Source organism: Proteus mirabilis HI4320, assembly GCF_000069965.1.
Lineage (GTDB): Bacteria > Pseudomonadota > Gammaproteobacteria > Enterobacterales > Enterobacteriaceae > Proteus > Proteus mirabilis.
Genome location: NC_010554.1, coordinates 1,712,885 through 1,725,541, shown reverse-complemented (window position 1 = coordinate 1,725,541; position 12,657 = coordinate 1,712,885). Strand labels below are relative to the sequence as shown.

13 protein-coding genes, 1 tRNA gene and 1 riboswitch are annotated in these 12,657 nt (G+C 35.3%); of the genes, 7 read left to right on the top strand and 7 right to left on the bottom strand.

Annotated elements, in window-relative coordinates; translation table 11 throughout:
* Positions 1 to 161: 161 nt before the first annotated feature.
* Positions 162 to 237 (bottom strand) — tRNA-Lys (locus tag PMI_RS07885).
* 258 nt (positions 238 to 495) lie between these two features.
* Between PMI_RS07885 and cycA the strand changes: the two genes are divergently transcribed.
* The 3 genes from cycA (at position 496) to PMI_RS07870 (ending at position 3,612) form a co-directional block, all read left to right on the top strand.
* Positions 496 to 1,908 carry a D-serine/D-alanine/glycine transporter gene (gene cycA, locus PMI_RS07880; protein WP_004243480.1) on the top strand — a complete coding sequence of 471 codons (1,413 nt, stop codon included), beginning with the start codon at positions 496 to 498 and terminating at the stop codon, positions 1,906 to 1,908.
* 321 nt (positions 1,909 to 2,229) lie between these two features.
* Positions 2,230 to 2,664 (top strand): universal stress protein, encoded by a 435-nt coding sequence (locus PMI_RS07875; protein WP_012368049.1) that lies wholly within the window; start codon positions 2,230 to 2,232, stop codon positions 2,662 to 2,664.
* A gap of 129 nt (positions 2,665 to 2,793) precedes the next feature.
* Positions 2,794 to 3,612, top strand: coding sequence for an MBL fold metallo-hydrolase (locus PMI_RS07870; protein ID WP_012368048.1), 819 nt, complete (start codon positions 2,794 to 2,796; stop codon positions 3,610 to 3,612).
* A gap of 108 nt (positions 3,613 to 3,720) precedes the next feature.
* Here PMI_RS07870 and PMI_RS07865 read toward each other — a convergent pair whose 3' ends face one another.
* Complete coding sequence (locus tag PMI_RS07865; RefSeq protein WP_004243477.1) at positions 3,721 to 4,164, bottom strand: universal stress protein; 444 nt, start codon at positions 4,162 to 4,164, stop codon at positions 3,721 to 3,723.
* A 241-nt stretch (positions 4,165 to 4,405) separates the two neighbouring features.
* Here PMI_RS07865 and psiE point away from each other — a divergent pair, with 241 nt between their 5' ends.
* Positions 4,406 to 4,819: a phosphate-starvation-inducible protein PsiE gene (gene psiE, locus PMI_RS07860; protein ID WP_004248313.1), complete on the top strand. Its 414-nt coding sequence runs from the start codon at positions 4,406 to 4,408 to the stop codon at positions 4,817 to 4,819.
* A gap of 120 nt (positions 4,820 to 4,939) precedes the next feature.
* The gene (rlmA, locus tag PMI_RS07855) at positions 4,940 to 5,752 is read left to right on the top strand and encodes a 23S rRNA (guanine(745)-N(1))-methyltransferase (RefSeq protein WP_012368047.1); all 813 of its coding nucleotides are present in this window, start codon (positions 4,940 to 4,942) and stop codon (positions 5,750 to 5,752) included.
* Between the two features lie 53 nt (positions 5,753 to 5,805).
* On the opposite strand, the gene mntP is transcribed toward rlmA, so the two are convergent.
* The 4 genes from mntP to pabB form a co-directional block, all read right to left on the bottom strand.
* Positions 5,806 to 6,390 (bottom strand): manganese efflux pump MntP, encoded by a 585-nt coding sequence (gene mntP, locus PMI_RS07850; protein ID WP_004248311.1) that lies wholly within the window; start codon positions 6,388 to 6,390, stop codon positions 5,806 to 5,808.
* Positions 6,391 to 6,450: 60 nt separating this feature from the next.
* A riboswitch (yybP-ykoY riboswitch) is annotated at positions 6,451 to 6,589 on the bottom strand.
* A gap of 456 nt (positions 6,590 to 7,045) precedes the next feature.
* Positions 7,046 to 8,407 carry an L-serine ammonia-lyase gene (locus PMI_RS07845; protein ID WP_004248310.1) on the bottom strand — a complete coding sequence of 454 codons (1,362 nt, stop codon included), beginning with the start codon at positions 8,405 to 8,407 and terminating at the stop codon, positions 7,046 to 7,048.
* Positions 8,408 to 8,592: 185 nt separating this feature from the next.
* Complete coding sequence (locus tag PMI_RS07840) at positions 8,593 to 9,153, bottom strand: CoA pyrophosphatase (protein WP_004243472.1); 561 nt, start codon at positions 9,151 to 9,153, stop codon at positions 8,593 to 8,595.
* Complete coding sequence (gene pabB / locus PMI_RS07835) at positions 9,140 to 10,567, bottom strand: aminodeoxychorismate synthase component 1 (protein ID WP_004248307.1); 1,428 nt, start codon at positions 10,565 to 10,567, stop codon at positions 9,140 to 9,142. The genes PMI_RS07840 and pabB overlap by 14 nt, the downstream gene beginning before the upstream one ends.
* A gap of 79 nt (positions 10,568 to 10,646) precedes the next feature.
* Here pabB and PMI_RS07830 point away from each other — a divergent pair, with 79 nt between their 5' ends.
* Together PMI_RS07830 and yebF are read left to right on the top strand one after the other, a co-directional pair.
* Complete coding sequence (locus PMI_RS07830; RefSeq protein ID WP_004243469.1) at positions 10,647 to 10,829, top strand: YoaH family protein; 183 nt, start codon at positions 10,647 to 10,649, stop codon at positions 10,827 to 10,829.
* A 97-nt stretch (positions 10,830 to 10,926) separates the two neighbouring features.
* Positions 10,927 to 11,322, top strand: coding sequence for a protein YebF (gene yebF / locus PMI_RS07825; protein ID WP_012368045.1), 396 nt, complete (start codon positions 10,927 to 10,929; stop codon positions 11,320 to 11,322).
* A 116-nt stretch (positions 11,323 to 11,438) separates the two neighbouring features.
* On the opposite strand, the gene PMI_RS07820 is transcribed toward yebF, so the two are convergent.
* The gene (locus tag PMI_RS07820) at positions 11,439 to 11,663 is read right to left on the bottom strand and encodes a DNA polymerase III subunit theta (RefSeq protein WP_004243467.1); all 225 of its coding nucleotides are present in this window, start codon (positions 11,661 to 11,663) and stop codon (positions 11,439 to 11,441) included.
* Positions 11,664 to 12,657 lie beyond the last annotated feature (994 nt).

Sequence of the window (12,657 nt, the reverse complement as noted above, 5' to 3'; positions counted from 1 at the left end):
TTTAATCACAATTTATAGGTTAAATATTAGTCAGCTATATAACGCAATTAATGAGCGTGATAATCATTATATGTTTAGACACTTTTGCGACACTTAGCGATAGAAACAAAAAAGCCACTTATCACTAAGTGGCCTATCTGACTGATTACTCAGCGTAAATTTGGTGGGTTGTGGGGGGCTCGAACCCCCGACCAATTGATTAAGAGTCAACTGCTCTACCAACTGAGCTAACAACCCGATGCGCTAATTATTCTCCTCTCTTAAGGGCGGGTCAACCCTTAATTTGAAATTTTTTCCAAATGTATAAAATATCGTCTATTAAAATGAAGAAAGGATATTATTTGGTTATCAAATCGTCACTCATTTTACTAAAAGTGATCTTTTCATTACTTATTCTGAGATTTGTGTCACAATAATTTCGCAAACTTAGCCACGGCGAAAAAATAAAAAAGTGGCGTAACAACATCAAAAATATGAAAACATTTCAGGTATTGTATGGAAGAGCAAACAGAAGTTACTCAGCCCGTTAGAGTGAAAAATGCCACTCTACAACGCGGGCTAACCAATCGTCATATCCAATTAATCGCTATTGGTGGTGCTATCGGTACTGGTTTATTTATGGGTTCTGGGAAAACCATTTCGCTAGCTGGACCATCGATTATTTTTGTTTACATGATAATCGGCTTTGTCCTGTTCTTTGTTATGCGAGCAATGGGAGAGCTATTATTATCAAATTTAGAATATAAATCATTTAGCGATTTTGCCGGGGATTTATTAGGGCCTTGGGCAGGCTTTTTTGTTGGATGGAGTTATTGGTTTTGCTGGGTTATCACCGGTATCGCCGATATTGTTGCCATTACCTCCTATATTAGTTATTGGGCGCCCAATTTTCCTGAATGGGGAACGTCTTTTATTTGTGTGCTGACACTACTTATTTTGAATTTAGCCACAGTAAAATTATTTGGGGAAATGGAATTTTGGTTTTCGATGATCAAAATTACCGCTATTGTCTCTTTAATTATTGTTGGTATCGTATTGATTAGCATAAATTTTCAATCTCCAGCCGGCCACACGGCAACTATTGAAAATATCTGGAATGATGGCGGTATGTTCCCTAAAGGGATCAGCGGATTTTTTGCTGGTTTTCAAATTGCTATCTTTGCCTTTGTGGGGATTGAACTGGTAGGTACAGCAGCGGCTGAAACACGTGATCCTGAGAAATCATTACCTAAGGCGATTAACGCTATTCCTATTCGTATTATTACTTTTTATGTTTTGGCTTTGGCGATTATTATGTCAGTAACGCCGTGGCGTTCGATTTTGGCAGACAAAAGCCCGTTTGTAGAACTCTTTGTCATGATTGGTATTCCAGCCGCAGCCAGTTTAGTTAACTTTGTGGTATTAACGGCAGCCGCCTCTTCAGCAAATAGTGGTATCTTCTCAACCAGTCGTATGCTATTTGGTTTATCGAAAGAGGGGGAGGCACCAAAACAGTTTAGCCAGCTATCAAAACGTTCAGTACCTGCCAATGGTTTACTCTTTACGAGTCTCTGTTTATCTTGCGGTATTGTACTAATTTATTTTATTCCAGATGTGATGCGGGTATTTACGTTAGTAACAACGGTCTCTGCGTTATTATTTATGTTTATTTGGAGTATGATCTTATGCTGCTATTTAGCATATCGTAAGAAACGTCCTCAATTACATCAACAATCTATTTATAAAATGCCATTAGGGATAGTGATGTCATGGCTATGCTTAGCATTTTTTGTGTTTATGGTCGTGTTATTGGCATTTGAACATGATACCCGTCAAGCACTGATGGTAACGCCCATTTGGTTTATTGCTTTAGGAATAGGGTATCATTTTGTGAAAAAGCGTAAACAAAAAGCACAATTAAAAAATTAATCTTTTTTAGTTGAATTGATGGTCATTGGATAAATATAACCCTATCTTTTTCGATAGGGTTATACTTTAATTTGAGTTAAACCATTAGTCAGAATATTTTGAATATAAATTTGTTATTTTATTTTTTAATTTAAAATTTAAAGTAATGTATTATTTTAAAATAAATTTTATTTTCTCTAAGTATAATTTAATTCAAAAACTTTAAGTGCATGTGAATTATACATATCTATTATTATTAATCTATTTCTTAAATATGTTAACTATATCCGGTATTTTTTTCAAAATAGACTATCCTACAATTAAAAAATAATAGGAGGCGATATGTATAAGACTATTTTGGTTCCCATTGATATCGATGAAGATAACTTACTAAATAAAGCCATTACATTAGTGGAGAACATTGCCAAAAGAGAAGATCCCTATGTCCATTTTTTGTATGTTTTACCAAAGTTGCCACAATCTTCTTATTATCGCTTAGTGATGAATGGCGATCAACTTGACCAAGTATGCTTAAAAAAATCAGCAGAAAAAGAGTTAAAAAAAATTATTGCTCGATTTGATTTACCGGAAGATCGTATTGAAACACATATCTGTATTGGTAAACCACGGGATGGCATATTGCAGATAGCCGATCAGGTTAATGCTGATTTAATTGTTGTTAGCTCACATAATCCTGAAGTAGACAGCTATCATTTAGGCTCAACAGCGGCAGATATTACCCGTTATGCGAAACGTTCAGTGATGGTAGCAAGATAGCCGACTCTTTATTTTATTAGCAATACCATTAAGCGGTTGACGGCGTCTTATCAACTGCTTTTTTAATTTGGCACTCTAGCTGTTTTTAATTATCATGCATTATCCCCTATAAGATAATAATTAAAAATTATGCTTACTATTACGGCACTACTAGAAAATAAGACAAGCGATCCCGCTCTTAGCCATTATCCTGGCCTTTCACTGCTATTAGAAGACACTGAAAGCGAAAGTAAAATTTTATTTGATACTGGTAAAGATCTCACTTTTATCAATAATGCTAAAAAAATGGCGATTGATTTGACGTCATTAACGACAATTGTTATTTCCCATGGGCACTATGATCATTTTGGTGGATTAACTCATTTAAATGAGGATTTCTTTATTACTAAGCCACATATTATTGCCCATCCTGATTTATTTTCAGTACGTTATTCAGCACTTTTTATGGGGCGCCAGTCTATTAAATTTAAGCGCCTTACTCCATTTTTTAACCGACAGCAGCTAGAACAGCAGTTTTCATTTCAGTTAACAGTGACACCTAAAGCTATCGATAAAAGATTTATCTATTCTGGCCAAGTGACAGAGCGTCAAATACATAAACGTTATGGCGTTATTGTCAGTGAAAGTAGCGAAACGGATGATTATGTACTTGATGATAGTTTTCTAATTTGGCAAGGTCAGCAAGGACTGGTGATTATTACAGGATGTAGCCATTCTGGTATTGATGCGATTATTCGCCATGCGAAAAAAATAACGGGAAATGACAAGATCCAAGCTATTGTCGGAGGGCTACATCTTCGCTGTGCCTCACTGGCGGCGTTAAAAAGAGCGAAAAAAGCAATAGGTCACCATGTTGAGGTTTATGGTTGCCATTGTACCGGTGCGCTTGGCCGTAGCTATCTTAATGCCAAAGATTTTAATACAGGGCAAAGATTATTTTTTAAATGATACATCAATATGTTAATCAAAAATGGGATGGTTGATTTTAGTGTGGGATTAAAAAAAGGTTTTTGATTTTAATCCTAGCATTTTTTATTAACAATGTATCGTCAATTATCAACGGATCACTAAAACAGAACAATTGGTGTTGTTAACAATATAATCTGCAGTAGAGCCAAGCAATATATTATGTCTATTACGAGAGCTAGAGCCAATGACAATAGTGTCTACATCCATCTTATTGGCGAGTTCGAGAATATTATAATTTGGTGTCCCTATAAGGGCATGGCATTGGTACTGCTCTTTAGGTAATTGGAATTGTTGTTGAACACAGTGTGCTAGTTTTTCAGTTAACAAAATAACGGCTTGATGTTTTTTCTCTATAACTGAAGGGCTATCACAATCAAGTCCATAAGCTTCAAGAGAGCGTAAATTAGGCATGACTGTGACAAAATGAAAATAGTGATCAGCTTTTCTTGCTAGAAATTGAATATCTTTAACCATACGGTGAATTCTATCATCTTCTAATAAGTCAATTGCTACCAGTATTGTTTTAGCCATAATTTACCTTCTGTAAAAAATTAACCTTTTCACTCGAGTAGTATAGGTAATTTAGTGGCTAAGCTGAAATTTAAAGATGAATATTGCGATTATGGCGCCATTATTTTGGGGTTTTTAGCCCTAAAAGATAAAAAATAGGTGTGGAAAAAAGATTGTTCTATTAAACTTGTGCCAAGTTAACGACAGGTAGTTTACTATCATTATTTGTTATCAATAAATGATAACCTTAGGTTATAAAGCTATGAGAAAATCAAGCGAAGAATTATTAAAATGTATTGCAACAATATTACAATGGGTGCTGAATTGCGGATTACTTATTCTAGCCATCGTATTAGTCAGTTTTTTGATCAAAGAAACTTATGTTATCGCCTCTTTATTATTTAACTTAGCTGCTGAAGAATCTTCTTATCAGTTATTAGAAGGAATTTTGATCTACTTCCTCTATTTTGAGTTTATCGCATTGATTGTAAAATATTTTTTATCCGGTGGTCATTTCCCTTTAAGGTATTTTATTTATATAGGTATTACAGCTATTGTGCGTCTGATTATTGTTGAACATAAAGACTCGGTAGATACTTTGATTCAGTCCGGTGCCATTTTATTGCTCGTTATCGCGTTATTTATTGCAAATACCGAAAAATTAAAACGAAGCTAACCGAATAACAATATGTCAACAATGCATTGAAATGGTCTCTGTGCATTAAGGTTTTCCGCATGATTGGGGGAGATATGTTATTATCTCTCCCAATTTTATTTTGGAATATGTAAAAATATTATGTCTTATCAATGTCCACTTTGCTCCCAGCCACTTGCTCTTAAAGCCCATAGTTGGGTTTGTGACAATCACCATCAATTTGATTGCGCTAAAGAGGGGTATGTTAATTTACTCCCGGTACAATTTAAACGTTCTAAAGAGCCGGGGGATAGTGCAGAGATGATTAGTGCTCGGCGTGATTTTTTAGATGCGGGCTTTTATCAACCAATGCGAGACAAAGTGGCTCAATTAGTGGCTGAATATTTACCGAAAGATAATCCTCAGGTGTTAGATATTGGTTGTGGAGAAGGGTATTATACCTATCAGATATATCAACAACTAAAGTCAAAAAATCCACAAGTCTATGGCTTAGATGTGGCGAAGGTTGCCATTAAATATGCAGCAAAACGCTATGCTCCTATTCAGTTTTGCGTTGCGTCCAGCCAACGTCTGCCTTTTTGTGATGCGTCATTAAATGCAGTGGTACGTATTTATGCCCCTTGCAATGCCGGCGAATTAACGCGAGTTATTGCTCAAGATGGATATATTATTACGGTGACACCCGCACCACGCCATCTTTATCAACTCAAAGCGTTGATTTATTCAACAGTGCATCTTCATCCACTAAAAGATGAAATATTTGCTGGGTTCAAGCTAATAGCACAGCATCAAGTTGCTTATAATATGGCGTTAACAGGTAAACAAGCGGTTGATTTATTACAAATGACGCCTTTTGCTTGGCGTGCGAGTGAAGAGGTAAAAGAGACATTAGATAAAACAGAGCAATTTGCTTGTGAAACTGATTTTTTAATTCGTGTTTATCAACGTGTTTAGAATAAAAAAGCTTAGGTTGTGTTCATACCTAAGCTTTTTCATATTATGACGACTTAATGTGCGTACATAAACAGATCAAGATGTTCAAAAAGAATATTAAAGCCGATAGCAATCAACACCATACCCCCGATAATTTCAGCTTTTTTGCCAAGCACAGGGCCAATATAGCGACCGATCAGCATACCCAGTGTTGCCATAATCATGGTCATCATACCGATGGTCATCGCGGTATGGACAATATCGACTTGTAGAAAGGCTAAGCCGACACCAATTGCCATCGCATCAAGGCTGGTGGCAATACCTGTCGCAATTAAAGAGAGTGAACCGTGACGTTGAGGAGCCTCTTCACAAATGCAATCATCACCACGCTTTAAACTCTGATAAATCATTCGTCCACCCAATATAACCAATAAACCAAAGGCGACCCAGTGATCCCACTGAATAATATATTGACTGGTATATAAACCTAATGCCCAACCAATAATCGGGGTGCTTGCTTCAATAATACCAAAGATAAAACCGGTGCGGAGGGCTTCACGAAAATGAGGTTTATGTAAGGTGGCGCCTTTACAGACAGCGACGGCAAATGCGTCCATAGAAAGAGCAAGGGCGAGAATAATTGTGGCGTAAAAACTCATAACAATAGCCTCGGTTGGGGTGTTTCCATATACACACAATTGACCCCCAACCAAAGAAGTACAATTATGTGTCTATGGTCTTGCCAACCAAATAATGGCGTCTGTACCACGCTAAATAAAAATAAGCGAGTATGTTGATACAGACTTCTTAAAATAATGAGATTTATTTTAAGACAGGCTACTCCCCAATGACTTGATGCAGAAGATATCATATTATTTATGAAAGGCAACATATTATTTCATATATTTAAAAGATGATATTGATAATAATTATCATTATTGTTTTTTCGTTTGAAAATATATTTTTTATATTATTATCATGTTAAAAAAATGATAAAATTCAATATGATGAAATATTAACCATATAATAAACAATGTATTTATTTATTTTTATCTTATTTTTTAGATAAAATAAAAAATTAATACACACATAAATTATAAGTTATAAAAATGAGAATAAATTAAATGAAAGTTAAATAAACCTATATTTGGTAGGTATATAGTTATTAACTGACATTTTAAAATAGAGAAGTAATTTATAGATAAATAATATAGGTGTTATTTATAGGGTTATTATTTTTAATCGGTTTAACTATTATTTAAATAAAAAAAGTCCATTTATTATAAATGGACTTTAGAAATAAAATCAGGCTAATTAGTCACATTGAACTTTTATTGCTAATCCACCACGAGAGGTTTCGCGATATTTTGCGTTCATGTCTTTACCTGTTTCGTACATAGTTTCAATCACTTTATCAAGTGAAACTCGTGGTTCACTGGTACGACGTAATGCCATACGAGCAGCATTTACCGCTTTAACAGAGGCAATTGCATTACGTTCAATACAAGGAACTTGTACTTGTCCTGCAACAGGATCGCAAGTTAAACCTAAGTTATGCTCCATACCGATTTCAGCAGCAACACAGACTTGTTCAGGGCTAGCACCGAGTAATTCAGCAAGTCCTGCGGCAGCCATTGAGCAAGCAACGCCCACTTCGCCTTGGCAACCTACTTCAGCGCCAGAAATAGAAGCATTCATTTTGTAAAGAATACCAATCGCTCCTGAGGCTAAGAAATAACGGGTATAAATTTCAGGCGTGACCTTTTCAATACAGCGATCGTAATAAGCCAATACAGCTGGAACAATACCACATGCGCCATTAGTTGGTGCGGTGACCACTCGTCCACCTGCGGCATTTTCTTCATTCACTGCCAGTGCAAACATATTGATAAGATCAACGACTTTCATCGGATCGTTTGACAGGCTATTACTGGAAGTTAATAAACGATTTAGTGACGCAGCACGACGAGGAACACGAAGTGGTCCCGGTAATACGCCTTCGGTATTTAAACCATGCTCGATACACTCTTGCATGGTTTTATAAACATCAGCAAAATAGGCACTAATTTCGGCTTGAGTATGAAGATCTAGCTCATTTTTCATCATTAAGCTAGAGATTGATAATCCGGTTTCTTTACAATGTTTTAATAACTCTTCAGCGCTTGCATACGGATAAGAAACAGGTTGGCTGTCAAGCACAGATTTGCCGAAGTTTTCTTCATCAACAATAAATCCACCACCAATAGAGTAGTAGGTTTTACGATAAATTTCTTTGTCACCTGCAAAAGCATGAATTGTCATGCCATTTTCATGTAATGAAAGATTATCATTGCTAAAATGCATACTTTCAGCTGGAAAATCGACAACTTTTAATCCATTTGCTAATGGTAAACGGCCAGTTTCTTCAACTTCACGAATAAAACCGGGAATGCTGTCAATATCGACAGTAGCGGGTGCATTACCTGCTAAGCCCATAATAATTGCGATATCAGTGTGGTGACCTTTGCCTGTCAATGACAATGAGCCGTATACATCAACAGCTACGCGAGTGACAGACGCAATCAGATCCTGGCTGACTAAATCATCGACAAATTCTTTCCCCGCTTTCATGGGGCCTACGGTGTGAGAGCTAGATGGCCCAATGCCCACTTTAAACATGTCGAAAACGCTAATCACGTCAGACTCCTTAATAAGAGTGAGGGTTAAAAAAATAATAAAAATATAGTTATTTATAGTAAGGGGAGCGTTTTTACGATTATATCGTCCCGTTAATAGTCTAGTTTACAACATTTTTTTAAAATAGCTAAGTACAGTTGTAGTGGTGACGATAAAAAGATAGCGTAGGGTAATAAAATAATAAATTAAGTAATATGCAACGCGAGGTTATGTAAAATAGCTGCGGTTAGTCCCCACACCAAATGCCCTTCATAAGGGTAAAAATAGATGCGATGCATTTTACCGGCACGACGAAAATCTAACGGTAAATAGCGCTGAGTATTGAGTACATAACTTAATGGCATTTCAAAGACAGAAGCGACTTCTGTGGGATTATGCCGTAAAGATAAATTGGGGGGGATCACCCCGACAATGGGGGTTACTAAATAACCTTCTGAACTGCGTAATGGGGCTAATTGGCCGATCACAGAAACCATACTGGGCGGAATATCGACCTCTTCATGGGCTTCACGTAATGCCGTTTCAATGAGGCTTTTATCTTGTGGATCGCGTTTCCCTCCGGGGAGCGCAACTTGTCCGGCATGAGAGCGCAACGTTGATGCGCGCTCTGTTAAGAGGATCGTTGGATTAGGCTTATTGATAATCGGCAGTAAAACTGCTGCCGATTTTTTAGCATCAATAGGCTGATTTACCGGCTCAGGTAAAGTAAGTTGAAAGCGATTGATAAAGGTATCAATAAGTGTCATCGGGAGAAACTTCACTTAAAACAGTTAATATTTGACCAAGTTTATCAAAGGTTTCTTGGTACTCTTGTTCGGCAACGCTATCAGCGACAATTCCACCCCCCGCCCAACAGTAAATTTTATTTTTTTCCGTCAGTAGGGTTCTAATTGAGATATTAGTATCCATCGTACCACAAAAACTAATATAGCCAATGGCACCACAATATCCATGGCGACGATGTGGCTCTAGTTCTTCGATAATCTCCATTGCTCTAATTTTAGGTGCGCCAGTAATGGAGCCACCGGGGAAGGCCGCACGTAATAAGTCAGTTGCGTTTAAATTTTCTGGAAGTTCAGCGGTAATGGTGCTGACTAAGTGGTGTACGGCGGGAAAGCGTTCAACAACGAATAATTCAGGTACTTTGACTGATCCTGTTGTGGCAACTTTACCAATATCATTGCGCATTAAATCGACAATCATTAAGTTTTCAGCACGATCTTTACGAGAATTTGCCAGCAATTGCGCTTGTTCATCATCTTCATCGGGATGCGCTTTACGGGGAAGGGTACCCTTTATTGGACGTGTTTCAATTTTATGATCACTTAAATGAATAAAACGTTCAGGAGAAATACTCATAACAAAATGATGAGGTAAATGCATAAAAGCAGAAAATGGTGCTTTATTCGCTTGATTTAGTGTTAAAAATGCATTCCATTCATCACCGCTATAATTAGCACAAAAACGTTGCGCTAAATTGACTTGATAGCAATCCCCTGAAAGTAAGTATTGATGAATTTTAGCAATTTTTTCATTGTATTCATCACTACTCATGTTTGATTGCCATGGAGAAGTTAAGACAAAAGGTTCTTTTTTTTCTATTGTGTTATTATCAGCGTGCTTTGCTAGCCATTGGAGACGTGCGTCAATATCTTGGTAGCTTATTAATGTGGCTTTTTTCAGTTGATGGTCAACAATTAGTGCCCAATCATAAATACCGATAGCCATATCAGCGAAATTAAGTTCATTTTTTGCTAATTCTGGTAATATTTCAATGCGACGACCTAAATCGTAACTCCATATACCTAATGCGCCACCTAGAAAAGGAAGCGTTTCATCACTGACTGGATGAAAATTAAAAGCGTCTAATGCTGTTTGGATAAGCGTAAAGGGATCTTTTTTAGAGCGTTTGACTCGACCGGTTTTCTCTTTAATAGTGGTAATTTGTTTGCGTGTTTCTAAGGTAATAGCAGGATCGGATACAACAATATCAAAACGATTATGGTGATGTTCGGCAAAACCTGAATGCAGTAAACTAGACCAAGACAAAGAGGCGATAGGTGCAAATACCCGTAATGCTAAATCAGGGGTATAAGTTAATTCACGTTGCTGTAATTGCATATCCATTTTATGACCATTTAAACAAGTATTCTGTATCATTTACACTATCAATCATTAGTTCAGTGATTGCATTATTGTAAAGACCAACATAGAAATCGATTAAGATAAGAGTAACATTATGTTTCTAGGAATGCCTACATTAACACATGAAGAACAACAAAAAGCAGTAGAAAAAATTCAACATCTGATGTCCGAAGGTATGAGTAGTGGTGAGGCGATCCAATTGGTCGCTCAAGAATTAAGAGAAAAACACACGACTCGTGAATCAGTCTCTATTGTGTTTGACGATGACAATGATTAAAACATTTTTTTAACAAATGTCACAAATACCCTGTTTTGCTTATGCTATGCTTAATAGAAACTCGTCCTGCTTTAAGGGATATTTTCGGGAGGTTATTATGAAATTAAGCAAATTAGTTGGTCAAACAGGGATACTTGGTGCAGGTTTTTTTCTTGCGGTTTCTTTTGGAGCCTCTGCAGAAAGTGTCACAAATGTGAATAATGATAATAATGTTGTGCGCTCAGCCCCTTTTGCTAGTTGTGTTAATCTTGATAAAGAACAACTTGCCACTAGAGTGAAAAATGATTATTTACTCAATCGATTACCTCGCTGGCAGGATGATAAAAAAGCGCTAGGACCAAAACCTGTGGCGAATATTAATGCGAACGATGTTATCAAAAGAGATAATAGCTATCATGTTATCTTGGATGTAAGAGGTGCTCGTACCGATCTACGTTACAATGTTGAAGTTAATTGTGATGAGAATAAAATTACCTATATATCAAGTAAATAGTATCATTTAACTGATAAAAAATAGCGATTTTTCGCCCATTTTTTATATCATTACTTGAAAATAAAAAAGAGATAAACGTAAATGTTTATCTCTTTTTTTAATATTGAGCACGGTATTTATTTCGACTCAAAAGGTAAGCGAGAATAGTGTTGGCTTCGTGCTCGATAAAAGGTCACTCTTTCTTGAAAATAGCTTTGTAAAGCTTGAGGTTGCTCTCTTGCTATCGCATCAGCTACTACTGGCATATTATAACGCTCTTTAAAGGCAACCCCTGAAGCGGCTAGGTTGACATTAATTTTATCTTTTTCTTCTTGTGTAAGTTCAGCAAGGTTATAACCCATCGTACTTTCTCCCTTGTTATATGAGAGTAAAGTAAAAGAGAGCGATGAGTAATGCAAGTAACTAAAAGAAATTATTTTAAAAAATTTTAAAAAAAGAAATAGAAAGCAATTGTATAGATAATGGATAAAAAACTTTATTACTAATAGTTATTAGTAGTAAATAATATTGCCTTTAAATAAATTATTCTACTGGTACATTTTTTAGCTAGCCAAGGTAACATATTTATTATATTGAATTAATTATATTTAAAATTAGTTTTTTTAATGTTTCCCTGAGTTAGTAACCAATTTTGACGAGTTTTATATTTGATCTAGATCAATTTTATTTATATCAATTATTTTTACATTATAGATAAAGTAATAATTAAATTTTAATAAAATGTTAATATTGTCTATTTTATGTTTTATTTTTTAAGTTAATTTTTATAAAAACGATTGAGTAATCACTAACAGAATGAAAAATAAGGATAAAAAAAAGCCCTGTTGGGGAAACAGGGCAAAAAATAATACAACACCAGGGAAAAATGTATTATAAATAAAATTAACTAAATGGTTAATAAGTAAATTTACGTGAATATTGATTTTTTTATTAATCAAAAAATAATCAACATTAAATTGTTATGGAAACAAAAGGGAAAAGGCGCTAATAAATAAGCAGAAAATGGAAATAAGTAAAATAAAATTTAAGTAAAAACAAAGAAGATAGAGAAGAAAAACGGAGTACTTTAAAACATTTTTTATTAATAGAGTTCGTAATAGTCCTGCCCCTAAAGTAAAGTTATTAATATTTTGTTAAAAAATAATAATTCCGTTCGTTAAAGTTATATTATTTTTTCACTATGCATTTCTTATAATGCTAATGCACTTTTCAAATTCTTATTAGCATTACTACTAAGAGAATATTTAATTAATAAATCCACTTATTTGATTTAAATCTCACTTTAAAATGAAAATTGTATATTTGGCAATCAATTCTTATTGGTGTTTTTTTCAT